Source organism: [Empedobacter] haloabium (assembly GCA_008011715.2).
GTDB lineage: Bacteria > Pseudomonadota > Gammaproteobacteria > Burkholderiales > Burkholderiaceae_D > Rugamonas > Rugamonas haloabia.
Window position 1 is genome coordinate 4,148,219 of the sequence record CP136508.1, and the last position, 14,334, is coordinate 4,162,552.

General features: G+C 67.3%; 12 protein-coding genes. 4 read left to right on the plus strand and 8 right to left on the minus strand.

From position 1 onward, the window contains the following. Positions 1 to 31: 31 nt before the first annotated feature. The 6 genes from E7V67_018065 to E7V67_018090 all read right to left on the minus strand — a co-directional run bounded on the left by E7V67_018065 (position 32) and on the right by E7V67_018090 (position 9,671). Entirely contained in the window at positions 32 to 2,161 is a 2,130-nt protein-coding gene (locus E7V67_018065; protein ID WUR11597.1) for a PhoX family phosphatase, read from the minus strand. Between the two features lie 91 nt (positions 2,162 to 2,252). After that, positions 2,253 to 3,791, minus strand: coding sequence for a dienelactone hydrolase family protein (locus E7V67_018070; GenBank protein ID WUR11598.1), 1,539 nt, complete (start codon positions 3,789 to 3,791; stop codon positions 2,253 to 2,255). 377 nt (positions 3,792 to 4,168) lie between these two features. Beyond that, positions 4,169 to 5,281: an IS110 family transposase gene (locus tag E7V67_018075; GenBank protein WUR11599.1), complete on the minus strand. Its 1,113-nt coding sequence runs from the start codon at positions 5,279 to 5,281 to the stop codon at positions 4,169 to 4,171. A gap of 296 nt (positions 5,282 to 5,577) precedes the next feature. Continuing rightward, positions 5,578 to 6,243, minus strand: coding sequence for a glutathione S-transferase family protein (locus tag E7V67_018080; GenBank protein ID WUR11600.1), 666 nt, complete (start codon positions 6,241 to 6,243; stop codon positions 5,578 to 5,580). A 20-nt stretch (positions 6,244 to 6,263) separates the two neighbouring features. Continuing rightward, positions 6,264 to 8,138: a signal peptide peptidase SppA gene (sppA, locus tag E7V67_018085; protein ID WUR11601.1), complete on the minus strand. Its 1,875-nt coding sequence runs from the start codon at positions 8,136 to 8,138 to the stop codon at positions 6,264 to 6,266. Between the two features lie 60 nt (positions 8,139 to 8,198). Then, a complete protein-coding gene (locus E7V67_018090) occupies positions 8,199 to 9,671 on the minus strand; it encodes a sodium:solute symporter (protein ID WUR11602.1) in 1,473 nt (490 codons plus the stop codon). A gap of 87 nt (positions 9,672 to 9,758) precedes the next feature. Between E7V67_018090 and dgt the strand changes: the two genes are divergently transcribed. From dgt to E7V67_018105, 3 genes are all read left to right on the plus strand, one after another. Beyond that, the gene (gene dgt, locus E7V67_018095) at positions 9,759 to 10,985 is read left to right on the plus strand and encodes a dNTP triphosphohydrolase (GenBank protein ID WUR11603.1); all 1,227 of its coding nucleotides are present in this window, start codon (positions 9,759 to 9,761) and stop codon (positions 10,983 to 10,985) included. Then, positions 10,982 to 12,040, plus strand: coding sequence for an acyl-CoA dehydrogenase (locus tag E7V67_018100; protein WUR11604.1), 1,059 nt, complete (start codon positions 10,982 to 10,984; stop codon positions 12,038 to 12,040). The genes dgt and E7V67_018100 overlap by 4 nt, the downstream gene beginning before the upstream one ends. Before the next feature lie 64 nt (positions 12,041 to 12,104). Beyond that, complete coding sequence (locus E7V67_018105) at positions 12,105 to 12,419, plus strand: DUF3861 domain-containing protein (GenBank protein ID WUR11605.1); 315 nt, start codon at positions 12,105 to 12,107, stop codon at positions 12,417 to 12,419. On the opposite strand, the gene E7V67_018110 is transcribed toward E7V67_018105, so the two are convergent. After that, positions 12,420 to 13,625 carry an MFS transporter gene (locus E7V67_018110; protein WUR11606.1) on the minus strand — a complete coding sequence of 402 codons (1,206 nt, stop codon included), beginning with the start codon at positions 13,623 to 13,625 and terminating at the stop codon, positions 12,420 to 12,422. 100 nt (positions 13,626 to 13,725) lie between these two features. Between E7V67_018110 and E7V67_018115 the strand changes: the two genes are divergently transcribed. After that, positions 13,726 to 13,953 carry a DUF3820 family protein gene (locus E7V67_018115; GenBank protein ID WUR16310.1) on the plus strand — a complete coding sequence of 76 codons (228 nt, stop codon included), beginning with the start codon at positions 13,726 to 13,728 and terminating at the stop codon, positions 13,951 to 13,953. Here the strand turns inward: E7V67_018115 and E7V67_018120 are convergent. Next, positions 13,925 to 14,332 carry a DNA-binding protein gene (locus E7V67_018120; GenBank protein WUR11607.1) on the minus strand — a complete coding sequence of 136 codons (408 nt, stop codon included), beginning with the start codon at positions 14,330 to 14,332 and terminating at the stop codon, positions 13,925 to 13,927. The two genes, E7V67_018115 and E7V67_018120, sit on opposite strands and share 29 nt — an antisense overlap. Positions 14,333 to 14,334 lie beyond the last annotated feature (2 nt).

Below are 14,334 nucleotides of genomic sequence, written 5' to 3' on the forward strand. Positions count from 1 at the left end.
AACGCCGACGGCGCGTCACGGCGAGCTGGCGTCAAATCCCGATCACGCCACCATCCTCGCGCGTGATGACGACGGTGGCCGAGCGCACGATGCCGCCGTCGGCCACCGCGATCTTGTCCGGCCACGTCATCGCCTCGATGGCGAGGTCGCGCGGCTGCTCGGTGCCGGGGTGCTGGATGTTGACGAACAGCGCGCGGCCGTCCGCCGTCAGCTGGGCGCCGCATACCTCGGCGCCGTCCGGCGCCAGCAGGAAGCGCTTGACCTGGCCCGTGCGCGTGTCCATCGCCAGCAGCATGTCGCCGCCCAGGCCCGACCAGTCGGTGCCCTTGCCGCTCCAGTCGGACGCCTTCAGGGCGTCGGCCGCGTCGGTGCCGATCCACAGGCGTTGCCAGCCGTCGAACATCACGCTGTCGGGCGAACTGAAGGCATCGCCGTTGATCGTGCCGCGGTTGTCGGGATTCGGCGTATCGGCCGTGCCCGTCCCCGCCAGCACCACCATCTCCCACGCGAAACGGGTGCCGGTCACGTCGCCGCCGGTATCGCGCATGCGGATGATATGGCCGTGCAGGTTCTTGTCGCGCGGGTTGGTCGGGCCCTTGGGCTGCGCCGCGCGCGGTGCCGCCGTGGTGCCGCCGGGCGCGGTGGCGCTGCCCCGCCCCGTGTTGTTCGACAGCGTGGCGTAGACCCAGCCGGTGGCCGGATCGGACGCGAGCCATTCGGGCCGGTCCATTTGCGTGGCGCCCAGCTTGTCCGCCGCCAGGCGCGCCCAGATCAGCACCGAGGCCTGGTCGGGGAAGCCGTTGGCAGCCGTCAGGCCGTTCTGCCCATGCACCAGCGGCAGCCACTCGCCGCTGCCGTCGGCGTTGTACTTCGCCACGTACAGCGTGCCTTCGTCCAGCAGGCCCCGGTTGGCCTTGCGATCATCCGGGTTCATCGCCTTGGCGGTGACGAACTTGTAGATGTAGTCGAAGCCCTGGTCATCGCCCATGTAGAAGGCCACGCGGCGGTCGGCGCCCACGACATGCGCCACGTTCTCGTGGGCGAAGCGGCCCAGCGCCGTGCGCTTGACCGGCTGCCAGTCCGGATCGTAGGGATCGATCTCGACGACCCAGCCGAAGCGGTTGGTCTCGTTCGGCTCCACGGCCAGGTCGAAGCGCTGGTCCAGGAAGTGCCAGGTGTAGTCGCGCGCGTAACCGGCCACGATGTTGTAGCGCGCCCAGCGCGGGTCCTCGAAGCGCGGGTCCTTCGGGTCCATCTCGCGCGTGGCGAAGTAGTTCTTGTGGCTGTCCTCCTCGCAGGTCAGGTAGGTGCCCCAGGGCGTGGCGCCGCTGCCGCAGTTGCCCAGGGTGCCGCGGGCCAGCACGCCAGTCGGGTCGGCGCTGGTCTTCATCGCCGCATGGCCGCGTGCCGGGCCGCCGATGGCGATCGGCGTGTCCGCATGGACCTTGCGCGCATAGGCCGAATCGCGCTGCACCTGCCACTGGCCGGACGCGTCGCGGTACACCTCCGCCACCGACACGCCGTGATACGCCTTCTGCTTGCGCACCACCTCCGGATTCATCGCCGTCTCGCCGGCCGGATCGAGCTTGGCCGGGTCGGTACTGGCCGTGACGCCACTGAAGCGGAAGCCGCTGATGACGTTGGCGCGCGCCGCCTCGTGGTTAATCGCCAGCAGGCCACGCTCGCTGCTCATCGAACCGAACGGCAGCGGGAAGAACGCCATGCCGTCGTGGTTGTCGCCGAACTGCAGTTCCGCTTCCGCGGCCGTCGTGTCGAAGCGGCGCGCGGCCGTCGAGCGGAATGCCGGCGCACCCAGCTTGCTGCCGATCGGGTCGCCCTGTTTCGTCAATGCACTCCAGCGGTAGCCCGGCGGGACGACCAGCTCGTTCCCCGCGATCATCGGGCTGCGCTGCACGCTGGCGAAGTTCAGCGTGTTCGCTGGCAGCGTCGGTTCGGCCGGCGGCGTCGGTGTGACCGGTGCCGTGGTGGCGGGCGCACTGTCGCCGTCACCGCCGCAGCCGAACAGTGATAGCGCTACCGTCGCCAACCCGCCAGTCAGGATCGCGCGGCGTTTGGCCTGGACGATGTCGCCAAAATAGGGGTTGCCGGAACGGTTGGTGCCGAAGTCTTCGGGTTCGAGCGGACGGGAGATCTTGCTCATGCGCGGTGGGCCTTTCCTCTGTTTGGGTAAAGGCCCGCAGTCTATTGACCTGTCATGACACGCCGATGACAGGCCCCCGGTCGCCGCGCCGCTAGCGCGACGCCTGTACCGGCGCCAGCTTGGCCACGCGCGTCGCCGCGTTGACGTTGCTCGGGTCGAGCGCCAGCGAGCGCCGGTAGCTCGTCACCGCCGCGGCCGTGTCGCCGACGTATTCCTGCGCTTCGCCCAGGCTGTCGTACAGGTTGGCGTTGTCCGGATACAGCGTGGTGCCGAACGTGAACATGGCGATGGCGTCCTGTACGTTGCCGGCCTGGCGCAGCAGCGCATAGCCCCAGTTGTTGATCTCGTAGTCCGTCAGCACGAAGGCCTTGTTCCGGCCGTGCAGCTCGGCATACAGCTCGGCCGCCTTGCCGAAGCCGCGCTGCGCCAGCGCCGCCGCGAAGCCCTCGCGGTTGGGCACCGGCCCCGGACGCGCCGGCGCGTGCTGGATCGACGCCATGTGACGCGGCACGCCGTTCTCGATCGGCGCGCGAGCCAGGAACGCACGCCCGGCGGCGTCGTTCTTCAGGGTCGCGTTGAGGAACTCCAGCACGTAGCGCGCCGTCCAGTGGTAGGCCTGCTCCACTTCCGCGCGGCTGTATTCCTGGAAGTAGCCCGGCTGCGCCAGGCGCAGCGCGGCAGAGGAGAAGTCGCCGTGCCGCATCGGGTACATGACCATCTGGCGGACGTCGGCATAGGCCACTTCATTGAGCAGGCTGAACGATGTTTCGACGCCCGCCTTGCTCAGTTCCGACACCGTCGATGGGCGGCGCTGGATGTACAGCCACGGCACGGTAATCCGGTGCGGGTCGATGCGGCGCGTCTGCTCCGGCTCGCGGGTGCCGTCCAGGCTGACGAGCGCGCGGATGCGGCTGTCGCGCTCCGCCGCGAACACGTTCGTCATGCCGCCCCAGCTCCAGCCCGCGACGGCCACCTGCGTCATGTCCGCCTGCGGCAAGCTGCGCGCATAGGACAGCAGGAACTGGATGTCGCGCATCTGCGTGTCGACGCCTTCGCTATCGGGCACCAGCATGCGCGTGCGCGCGCCCAGGTTGCGGCTGGCGATGACGATGTAGCCGTGACTCGCCAGGTACTCGCCCAGGTCGGCCGGTTCGTGGCCCGGGCCGCCCACCCCAGGCGCATAGATGACGACCGGGTACTTGCCCGCCGCCGGCGCGGCATCGCGCACGGCCCACATGCGCTGCGCCAGCATGGCCGCCGCCGGGGCGGCGCCGAGGCGGGCCTCGATTTCCTTGCGGGCCGTCGCCGCCTGGGCCGCGACCTGCGCCGGGGTGAGCTCGAACGCCTCATCGGTGGCTTCGGTGCGCACGTAGTCGCCGTAGCGTACCGGTTCCCCGCCCTTGCGTGCCGGGTACCAGACCAGGGTCTGGATCGGCCGTGAGCGTTCGCCTTGCACCGCTTTTCCCGTTACCGCATCGATCGTGCCGCGGTAGGTGCGGCTGGCGTCATATTGCTGGACGGTTTTCCAGCCGACCGCCAGGGGGCCTGGCTGCAGGTTGGCGAAGCCGGGGTCGGCGTGGGCGGTGGCGGTGAAGGCGACGAGCAGCGTGGCGGAGAGCAGGAGGCGCATGGTCGGTTCCGGAGTTGGGGATCCGGGCAGCATAACAGCTCTGCTGGTGCGGAAATCTCTCCAATTATCGCGCCGTGACGGCTCGTCCTAACTTCGGGGTCAGTCCCTAATGCCGCTGATATGTATTGGACCTGTCAACGCTTTTCGTAAAAAATCCTTTTAGCACAGCGTGCTGGTAGCAGAACGGGCGGCATTCCGACGGTTGATCAGTCTGATATGCGCGGGTTGGGTACCGCATGACAACCGATTCGTCGGGGAGCTGCCTCGCTCTAAGTTGGAGGATCAGTCCATTGCTGGCTGCCTCATAGCGGCACCGAGGGTTCTCACACCGTTGCCCATTCTGCTACCACCACGCTGTACGTTCACGATCGGCTCCGTTACGTCGTTGGCATGACGCGCGGCGTCACTTGGCCGATGGCCCAGATGAAGCCTGCCAGCTCGCGCGCCACCGCCGTGCATGCCTGTACTTTGAGTTTGCCCCTCTCGCCCATCGCGCGATAGCGCGCACAGAGCCGCTTTTGGGCGTTCCAGGCGATCTCCTGGACCTCGTCTGACGTCTTCTCGGCACGGCGCTGCAAGTGAGCTGTCTTACGGGCTGGGTACCGGTAGGTCCATGCCGACTCGATGAGCACCTTACGTACGTGCCCGTTCCCGGTCTTGGTGATGCTGCCTCGCGATTTGCTTGCCCCACTTGAGTGCTCGCTCGGCACCAGTCCCAAATAGGCCATAAATTGCGGTGCGGTGGCAAAGCGATGCAGGTCGCCGATTTCCGCCATCACGGTGGCGGCGGTGAGCAGATTGACACCCCGTAGCGCCATCAACGCTTCGATCATTGGCCAGAGTGCCGATGCCGTGGCTTCTGCTTCCAGTTGCTGATCTAGTCCGTCAACGCGCTTAGTCAGCGCCTTGACCGTATCGACGTATTCCTGGAAGACGATTTGCTGCGTCCGACTCGCAAACTTCATTTGCTCCAGCCAGCGGAAATGCGCCTGCGTCCAGTTGCTCTTGCCATCGTAGCTTTTCCCATGACGCAACAGGAAAGCGGATAACCGCTGCTTAGCCTTCAACTGCAGCGCCTTCATATCCTCGCGTGCCCGTGTCAAGTCGCGTAATCCCTCCTGCGCATCATCGGGTACCCACACTGGAGTGAGTTCACCGGCACGAAGCAGGCGAGCCAACATCATGCTGTCACGGCGATCGGTCTTGACGCGGTCACCAGCTTTCTTCGGAATCAGTGACGGTGCCACCACCAAGCACTCCAGACCCAGTCCCCTAAGCTGGCGGAAAATCCCATAGCCACAAGGGCCAGCTTCGTAACAGAACACCAGTTTCGCGCCATCCTTGCCGAGCTGCTTTACCAGCTTAGCAATCGCCTCGGATGTGTTCGGGATTTCACCCATGTAACGCAGCTCGCCTTCTGAATCGGCAACCGAAACGGCGATCGTCGCCTTGTGGGTATCGAGTCCGACATTCTTGATAAACTGTTCCATGACCTGCCTCCTCAATTTCGGCTCTGCGCCCATGGTTCTTCGGAACCTAAAGCTTAACCCGCGTTGTTTGAGGTCGGCAGGTCCAATACATGATGTCTAAGTTAAGGAAAATTATCAGCCAGCCGCAGACGTCTTTCCACCCAAAAGCGGAGAGCTGGGGTCAGACCCGGCGGGTCTGACCCCGGTTTTGGACCTGGGGTTGAGGGATACGCCTGCGGGCTAGTGAGTCTTACATCCTTAACTTAGCGGCATTAGGGTCAGTCCCTGTGCAGGGACAGACCCCAACCCAAGGGGTGCTAATCGCGGTCGGGGGCGCCCAGCGGGAAGTAGGAGCGGAACGGGCGGGCTTCCTCCACCGCGCGGGCGAACGACGGCCGCGCCAGCAGGCGGGCGCGGTAGGCCCGCAGGCACGGATACTGTTCGGCGATCGGGTGCGTCCAGTCGGCGTAAAACAGCGATGGCGCGGCCGCGCAGTCGGCCAGGGTGAAATCCTCCCCAGCCGCCCAGGTGCGCTCGGCCAGGTGCGTTTCCAGCCAGGCGTAGGCGCGCTCCAGCTTCGGCGTCGCCAAGTCCAGCGCGTCCCGCGCCTTGGCCGGATCGCGCGTCAGGGCGCCGTCCACGGCCTGCTGCATCGGCGCCATCACGTGCAGGTCGAAGAAGCGGTCCAGGAAGCGCACGTCCAGCGCCGCCAGCGGGTCGGCCGGCAGCAGGGTAACGGGGCGCGGGTGCGCCAGCTGCAGGTACTCGACGATGACGCTGGTCTCGGCCACGGTGCGCTCGCCATCGACCAGGATCGGGAATTTGCGCAGCGGCCAGCGTTGCAGCCACTCGCTGCCGTGGTCGTTGCCGTCCGGCGCGTCCGGCCCGATCCAGCGGAACGCGAACGGCTGCCCGGTTTCATACAGGGCCACCAGGGCCTTCTGCGTATACGACGAAAACGGGTGGCCGAACAGCTGCAGCATGGGTGTCTGCTCCGGGGAAGTCATTGCGGCGACGTGCACAGGCAGTGCGTCAGGGTCATGAACGGCTTCTTATGCGCCGTCATCTCGTTCAGCCAGGTCAGCTCGCGCGCGGCGTTGGTCGCCACGCCCAGCGGCATGCCGGCCGGGACCAGCGCCACGCCGGCTTCGCGCGTCAGCGCCTTTGCCACCGCCTGCGCGGCCGAGCCGCCGAAGAACTCCACCAGCTTGTCCAGCTTCGAGCCTTCCCGTTCGATGTAGACGATGCGGGTGTCGCCCGTCAGCTTGGCGCGCCGCGCGGCGGATTTGAGTGCGTCGCCAAAGCTGCCCAGTGTGTCCACCAGCCCGCGCTCTTTCGCCTGCGCGCCGGTCCAGATGCGGCCCTGCGCGACGGCGTCGATCTTCTCGACCGGCATCTTGCGCGCCTGCGCGACGCGGCGCGTGAAGTCGCCGTAGACGTGGCCGACGGCGGCCTGCAGCACCTGGCCGAAGCGCGGGTCCAGCGGCCGGGTGGGGTTGGCGGCGTCGCCCAGCCACGTGGTCGGCTGGCCGGCGCTGTGGATGCCGACCTTGTCCATCACCTTATCCACCGTCGGGAACAGCGCGAACACGCCGATCGAGCCCGTGATGGTGGTGGGATCGGCGATGACCTCGTCGGCCGCCATCGAAATCCAGTAGCCGCCGGAGGCGGCCACGTTGCCCATCGAGACGACGACGGGCTTGCCGGCCGCGCGCGTCAATTCCAGCTCGCGCCGGATCAGTTCCGAGCCGAACGCGCTGCCGCCGGGCGAATCGACCCGCAGCACGATGGCCTTGATGCTCTTGTCCTCGCGCGCCAGGCGGATCAGGTTCGACGTGGACAGGCCGCCGATCGAACCCGGCGCGGCGATGCCGTCGCCGATCTCGCCCACCGCCATGACGACCCCGATCGCGTCCCCCGTCATCGGCTGGCGCAGGCGCGCCAGGTATTCGTCGAAGCCGACCTGGCGGAACGACTTGCCTTCCGCGTCCGGCATGCCGCGCTGCAGCACCATCTCGCGGATCTGGTCGCGCGTTTTCAGGCCGTCGACCAGCCTGGCCTGCTGGGCCAGTTTGGCCAGGTCGCCGCCGACGGCTTGCAGCCCCTCCGGCAAGGTGTCGATGGCGCGCATGATCGCGCCCTTCGGCAGCTTGCGCGCCGCTTCCACTTCCTGCGTGTAGCGCGCCCACAGGTCGTTGTTCAGGTAGGCGTCGGCCTCGCGCGCCGCCTCCGACGGGCCGTTGCCGATGTAAGGCTCGGCGGAACTCTTGAAGGTGCCGACCTTGATCAGGTTGACGGTGATGCCCAGCTTGTCCAGCGCGTCGCGATAGTAGTTGCGGTACTGGCCGAAACCGTCCAGCATGACGGCGCCCATCGGGTGCAGGTACACCTCGCTGGCGTGCGCCGCCACCTGGTACTGGCGCTGGTTGTAGCTGGAACCCCACGCCACCACTTTCTTGCCGCTGGCCTGGAAGCGATCGATGCCGGCCGCGATCTCGCGCAGCATGGCCTGGCCGCCGCCCTCCATCTCGTCCATGACGAGCACGGCGCCGGCGATCTGCGGATCGCGCGCCGCCGCATCCAGTACCCGCAGCACGTCGCGCAGCTGGACGAAGCGGCGGCCATCCTCCTCGCCGAGATTGGCCAGGGCGGCCAGCTTGGCGCCGCCCGGCGTCTGCTCGACCAGCTGGCCATTCAGGTTCAGCACCAGCATGGTCTTGTTCCCCAGCGGCTTGACGCCGCCGCCGAAGATTGCCACCAGCAGCGCGATGACGATGGCCAGGAAAATCAGGTTCAGCACGGCGCGGCGGCTGGCATCGATGAAGCGCCAGACGCGGGACACGCCGCCGCGCAAATAGGATGCTACGGATCGGGACATCGAAACTCCTGCGGTAAAGATGGTATTGAACAGGACTTTAACAGGCCATGGTCGAAAATCCTATCGTGCCGCCACGGCGCCCGTGTCGCGTGGCGCCGGCGTCGAGATCAGCCACAGCCCGGCCATGACGAACAGGCCGTTGATGAGCAGTAGTTCGAGCCCCAGCCGGTAACTGCCGAACAGCGCTCCCTGCTGCCACTCCAGCAGCGCGCACAGCGCCGGCCCGGCCAGCACGACGGCCGGCACCCAGCGCTCGCGCACGGCGCGCCGCGTCAACAGGCCGAAGCCGAACAATCCCAGCAGCGGTCCATACGTGTAGCCGGCCAGTTTCAGGATCACGCCGATCATGCTGGCGCTGTCGATCCATTTGAACACCATCACCAGCACCAGGAACAGCGCGCAGAAACCCAGGTGCACGCGGTGGCGCCAGCGCTTGCGGCTCGCTTCCGGCAAGTCGCCCCTGCGCTGGATGCCCAGCAGGTCGATGCAGAACGACGACGTCAGCGCCGTGATGGCGCCGTCCGCGCTGGGGAACAGCGCGCTGACCAGCCCGACGAAGAAGATCAGCTGGACCGCGGCTGGCAGGTGCTGCATGACGATGGCCGGGAACAGCCGGTCGCCCGTCGCCGTCACGCCCGCCTCTGCCGCGTACAGGTGCAGCAGCCCGCCCAGGAACAGGAACAGGGCCAGCACGCACACGAGGATGAAGGTCAGCAGCAGCATGTTCTTCTGCGCCCCGGCCAGCGTGCGCACGGAGATATTCTTCTGCATCATCTCCTGGTCCATGCCGGTCATCGCGATGGTGATGAAGGCGCCTGCCACCACCTGCTTCCAGAAGTAGCCGGGACTGTCCACGTTCCAGTCGAACACCCGCGCCAGCCCGGCATCCTGCAGGCGCGCGAGGCTGGACGACACGTCCAGTTGCAGCGCCTGCAGCATGAACCAGGTGCAGGTCAGAAGGCCAGCCAGCATGCCGGCCGTCTGCAGCGTATCGGTCCAGACGATCGTGCGCACGCCGCCCTCGTAGGTGTACAGCAGGATCATCAGCAGGATCACCAGGTTGGTGGCCCAGAACGGCACGCCCAGGCGATCCAGGATCGTCGCCTGCAGGATGTTGACGACCAGGTACAGCCGCGCCGTCGCGCCCAGGGTGCGCGAGACGATGAAGAAGGCGGCACCGCTCTGGTAGGCCCGGCGGCCCAGGCGCACGTCCAGGTAGTGGTAGATCGACGTCAGGCGCAGGCGGTAGTACAGCGGCAGCAGCACGGCGGCGATCATGAGGTAGCCCAGCACGTAGCCCAGCGTGATCTGCAGGTAGCCGAAGCCGTCGCGGCCCACGGCCCCGGGCACGCTGATGAAGGTAACGCCGGACAAGGTGGTGCCCACCATGCCGAAAGCGACCAGGGCCCAGTGCGAGCGCTTGTTACCGATGAAGAAGCTGTCGTTGTCGGCGTTGCGCGAAGTGCGCCAGGCCACCGCCAGCAGCAGGGCGAAATAGGCGAAGATGACGAAAAACAGGAAAACGGGCGACATGTGCATCCATGGCTGGTTCGATCGGCCAGCAATATACACCCAGCCCACGCTGGTCTAGAATCGCGGGGTTCACGAACCGGAGCCGCCATGTACGACCGAGACACCAAAGCCTATGCCCGCGAGCAGGAGCAGCGCATCCTGCCCCTCGAGTACCGCGTCCATGCGCAGACCGACGGCCGCGCCGAGGGCCGCGAGGAATGCATGCGCGACTATGCCCGCGTGCTGTACTCGGCCTCGTTCCGCCGGCTGCAGGGCAAGATGCAGCTGCTGGGCGTCGATGCCAACAATTTCAACCGCAACCGCCTGACGCACAGCCTGGAAGTGGCGCAGATCGCGCGCTCGATCGCCGCCGACCTGGGGCTGGAGCGCAGCGTGGTGGCGGAGACCTGCGCCCTGGCGCACGACATCGGCAACCCGCCGTTCGGCCACTACGGCGAGCGCATCCTGAACGAACTGGGCGCCGGCTGCGGCGGTTTCGAAGGCAATGCGCAGGCGTTCCGCATCCTGCGCACGCTGGAGAAGAAGCACCATGCCTACGCGGGCCTGAACCTGACGGTGCGTTCGCTGGCCGGCATCACCAAGTATTTTTATACGCGCAGCGAAAACCCGCGCAAGTTCCTGTACGACGACGACCATGCCTTCCTGTCCGGCGCGCTGGCGCGCCACGGCCTGGCGATTCGCAAGAGCATCGACGCGCAGATCATGGACCTCTCCGACGAGATCGCATACGCCGCGCACGACCTGGAGGATGCGCTCAGCTTCGGCATCATCACCTGGGGCGAGATCCTGCACGAATTCAAGATCAGCAAGGATTACGCGGCCGCCTTCGAGCCGTTCTCGCGCATCGCCCACGGCGCCCACGAGGAGGCGCTGAAATCGGAGGCGCAGGCCAGTTCCGAGGAATACTCGATCGTGCTGCGCAAGGAGATGACGTCGCAGATCGTGCACGAGCTGTGCCGCGACATCGCCGTGGTCGAGGGCGAGCACGGGCCGGAGCTGGGCTACCGGCAGATGGGCGCGCTGGCGACCGGCCTGAAAAGCCTGCTGTGGCGGGCGATTTTGCGCAAGAAGGACGTGCAGCTGTACGAGAAACGGGGCGAGAAGATCATTCGCGGCCTGTTCGAGGTGCTGACCGATACCGCCTACAACAAGGACAACGTGCTGCTGCCGCCCGAGCTGCGCTGCCTGAAGGACAGCCGCGAGCGCCTGGTGATCGACTATATCGCCGGCATGATGGATTCCTCCGCCGCGCAGGAATACGAGAAATACTTCGGCAAGGGCAGCCTGGACGAGATCTACTGGAAGGCCCGATGAGTTTCGGAATCGCCACGGACGAGTGCCGCGCCGCCGACGCCGCCGGCTGGCTGACGCCCGCGCAGCAGGCCCTGATCCACCAACGCGACTGGCTGCGCATGCTGGCACCGCGCGCCTGCGGCGGCGCCGAACTGGCCCTGCCCGAGCTCGTGCGACTGGAGGAAACCATCGCGCAGCAGGACGGCAGCATGGGCTGGGTCGTCACTTTGTGCGCCGGCGCCGGCTGGTTCGCCGGCTTCCTGGCCCCAGGGCTGGCCCGCGCCATCCTGGCCACGCCGAACGTCTGCCTGGCCGGCAGCGGCGCGCCGACCGGCTACGCCGACCGCGACGGCGATGGCTGGCGCCTCGTGGGACGCTGGGACATCGCCAGCGGCGCGCCGATGGCCACCCATTTCACCTTGAACGCCGTGCTGCGCGAGCACGGGACGGTGCTGGCGGACGATGCGGGCAAGCCGCGCATCCGTGCCTTCGTCGTGCCGGCGCGTCACGTCACCGTCGAGCCCACCTGGCGCAGCATCGGCTTGCGCGCTTCCGCCTCGCACGCCTACCGCATCGACGGCGCCTGGGTGCCGGCCGATCATGCCTTTACGATCGATCCCGCTTGCGCCACAGCGCCGGGGCCGCTGTACCGCTTCCCGTTCATGCCGCTGGCCTACGTGACCCTGGCCGCCAACCTGCTGGGCATGGCGCGGCATTTCCTGGCGCTGGCGCGTGCGCTGCTGGCCACGCGGCGCCATCCCAGCGGCGTGGCGATGCTGGAAGCGCCGTCCGCGGCGGCACGACTGGCAGCGGCCGACGCGGCGGTCGATGCCGTGCGCACGCGCTTTTATGCGCGGCTGGACGAGGCATGGGCGGCGGCACTGGCGCACAGCGCCGTCGATGGCGCCGCGCTGCAGGCCGTGGCGCTGGCACTGGTCGAGACATGCCGCACGGCCGTGGACACGCTCTACCCCTTCTGCGGCCTGCAGGCGGCCCATGGCGACAGCGCCATCAACCGCGTCTGGCGCGACTTCCACACGGCCACCCAGCACGCGCTGCTGCTGCCTGAGGACTGACCCGCAAGCATGCGCACGCGGCGGCACGACGCGGCTATACTGGCCGGCTGAAAGGAGGCCAACCATGAAACAACACCGCTACCGCGTCACCCTGGAACACCTGACGGATGCCGCAGGCGCCCGCTCCACCCACGAGCCCTTGCAGTTCGAGGTGGGCAACCACGACGACATCATCGCCATCGTGCGGCGCATGCGCAGCCGCGGCGACTTCGACGAGCAGTCGGCCACCGCGTTTGCCGTCGGCCTGAAGCTGTTCAGCGAAGTCATGCTGGAGCAGAAGGAGCATCCGCTGTTTGCCGGCTTCCGGCCGCAGTTCCAGCAGTTCATGAAGGAGCTGAAAAAGGGGCCTGCCTTGCCGGCCGAGCCGAAGCAGCTGTAGTCAGTGAGCCGCGACGGAGCGTGTGGGGCGTGCTGCCGTCGCACGCGGATCGCGCCGGTCCAGCCGGCCCGACCAAGCCGTCAGGCCGTAGGCGCCCAGCACGACCAGGGCGCCGATCCAGCCCGTGTGCACCAGTCCCAGCTGCTCGACAATGTGCCCGCCGCCCCAGGCGCCGCCGGCGATGCCCAGGTTGAACGCGGCAATGTTCAGGCCGGAAGCGACGTCGACGGCGCGCGGTGCGTAGTGCTCGGCCTGCTGTACGACGTAGACCTGTAGTCCCGCCACGTTGCCGAACGCCACCGCGCCCCACAGCAGCACCGTCAGCACCACCAGCCAGGGGTGCGGCGCGGTGAAGGTCAGCGCCAGCAGCACCGCCGCCAGGCCCAGGAAGATGATCTTCAGCGCGCCCACCGGGCCGCGCCGGTCGGCCAGCTTGCCGCCCCAGATATTGCCCACCGCGACCGACACGCCATACACCAGCATCACCAGGCCGACCGCGCTCTCGCCGAAGCCGGCCACGCGCTGCAGGATCGGCGCCAGGTAGGTAAAGGCGATGAACGACCCGCCGTAACCGACGGCCGTCATCGCGTACACCAGCAGCAGGCGCGGCTCGCCCAGCACGCGCACCTGCTGCAGCAGCGACGCGGGAGGTGTATGACGGATGGTGGACGGCACGAACAGCAAGCTGCCGAGGAAGGCAATCACGCCCAGCGCGGACACGGCCAGGAACGTCTCGCGCCAGCCGAAATGCTGGCCGATGAAGGTACCGAGCGGCACGCCCGTCACCAGCGCGACCGTGAGGCCGGTAAACATGATGGCGATGGCGCTGGCCGCCTTCTCCTTCGGCACCAGCGACGTGGCAATGGTCGAGCCGATCGAGAAGAACACGCCGTGGGCCAGCCCGGTCAGGATGCGGGCGGCGACCAGCGACGCATAGCCCGGCGCCTGCCAGGCCAGCAGGTTGCCGACGGTGAACAGCAGCATCAGGCTCAACAACAATATCTTGCGCGGCAGCTTGCCCGTCAGGGCGGTCAGGAGGGGCGCGCCGATGGCGACGCCCAGCGCGTACAGGCTGACGAGCAGCCCGGCGGAAGGCAGGGTAACGCCGAGGTCGGCGGCGATGGTCGGCAGCAGGCCAACGATGACGAACTCCGTCGTCCCGATGGCAAAGGCACTGATCGTCAGCGCCAGCAAGGCAATAGGCATGGCAACTCCTGTTAAAGTCGAGGCCATGCAGTATCCACAGTTTCATCCTTGCGAAACAGGCCGGATGAGGCACAACATATTTGAATCTGACGCAACAATGATGAATCCGGAAGCGCTGTCCCTCCTGCTGACACGTGACATGCCCTACGGTAAGTACAAGGGTACGAAGCTGGCCGACCTGCCCGGCAACTACCTGGGCTGGCTGGCGCGCGAGGGCTTCCCGCGTGGCGAGCTGGGCGCGCTACTGGCGCTGATGTACGAGCTGGACCACAACAACCTGCGCAGCCTGCTCGACCCGCTCAGGCACCCTGCCGGTGCGCGCGGATGACCAGCTCGGGATAGCCCGTCGCCGCGTCGTGCTGGCGCCGGAACGCATGGTCCGGCAACACGGCGAGCAACAGCTCGGCGGTCGTGCGGACGATGCAGCCAGGCGCCACGTGGCCACCGCTGACGCGGCCTTCCGCATCGGCGACGCTCATGTGCAGGTGCGCGCCGTCGGGCCCGACGGACCCTGCCAGGGTCAGGATTTCCAGGTCGCCCAGCAACGCGCTTGGCCGTGGCGAGCCGGCAAACCGCAGCTGCGCGATCGACAGGCTGCCGATCCCTTGCAGCACGAACGCCGCCTGCACGGCCTGGTCGCGCAGCAGCTGTTCGATGGCGTGCCGCAGGTCGGCGCCGGGGGCGAGTCGAAGGGGCTGTACTTGCATGA

Excerpts from the sequence above, each read along its gene's own strand:
- E7V67_018115 (WUR16310.1), top strand. The coding sequence starts at position 13,726 with ATGAATCCGGAAGCGCTGTCCCTCCTGCTGACACGTGACATGCCCTAC.
- E7V67_018105 (WUR11605.1), top strand. The coding sequence starts at position 12,105 with ATGAAACAACACCGCTACCGCGTCACCCTGGAACACCTGACGGATGCC.
- dgt (WUR11603.1), top strand. The coding sequence starts at position 9,759 with ATGTACGACCGAGACACCAAAGCCTATGCCCGCGAGCAGGAGCAGCGC.
- E7V67_018075 (WUR11599.1), bottom strand. The coding sequence starts at position 5,281 with ATGGAACAGTTTATCAAGAATGTCGGACTCGATACCCACAAGGCGACG.
- E7V67_018080 (WUR11600.1), bottom strand. The coding sequence starts at position 6,243 with ATGCTGCAGCTGTTCGGCCACCCGTTTTCGTCGTATACGCAGAAGGCC.
- sppA (WUR11601.1), bottom strand. The coding sequence starts at position 8,138 with ATGTCCCGATCCGTAGCATCCTATTTGCGCGGCGGCGTGTCCCGCGTC.
- E7V67_018065 (WUR11597.1), bottom strand. The coding sequence starts at position 2,161 with ATGAGCAAGATCTCCCGTCCGCTCGAACCCGAAGACTTCGGCACCAAC.
- E7V67_018110 (WUR11606.1), bottom strand. The coding sequence starts at position 13,625 with ATGCCTATTGCCTTGCTGGCGCTGACGATCAGTGCCTTTGCCATCGGG.
- E7V67_018100 (WUR11604.1), top strand. The coding sequence starts at position 10,982 with ATGAGTTTCGGAATCGCCACGGACGAGTGCCGCGCCGCCGACGCCGCC.
- E7V67_018120 (WUR11607.1), bottom strand. The coding sequence starts at position 14,332 with ATGCAAGTACAGCCCCTTCGACTCGCCCCCGGCGCCGACCTGCGGCAC.
- E7V67_018090 (WUR11602.1), bottom strand. The coding sequence starts at position 9,671 with ATGTCGCCCGTTTTCCTGTTTTTCGTCATCTTCGCCTATTTCGCCCTG.
- E7V67_018070 (WUR11598.1), bottom strand. The coding sequence starts at position 3,791 with ATGCGCCTCCTGCTCTCCGCCACGCTGCTCGTCGCCTTCACCGCCACC.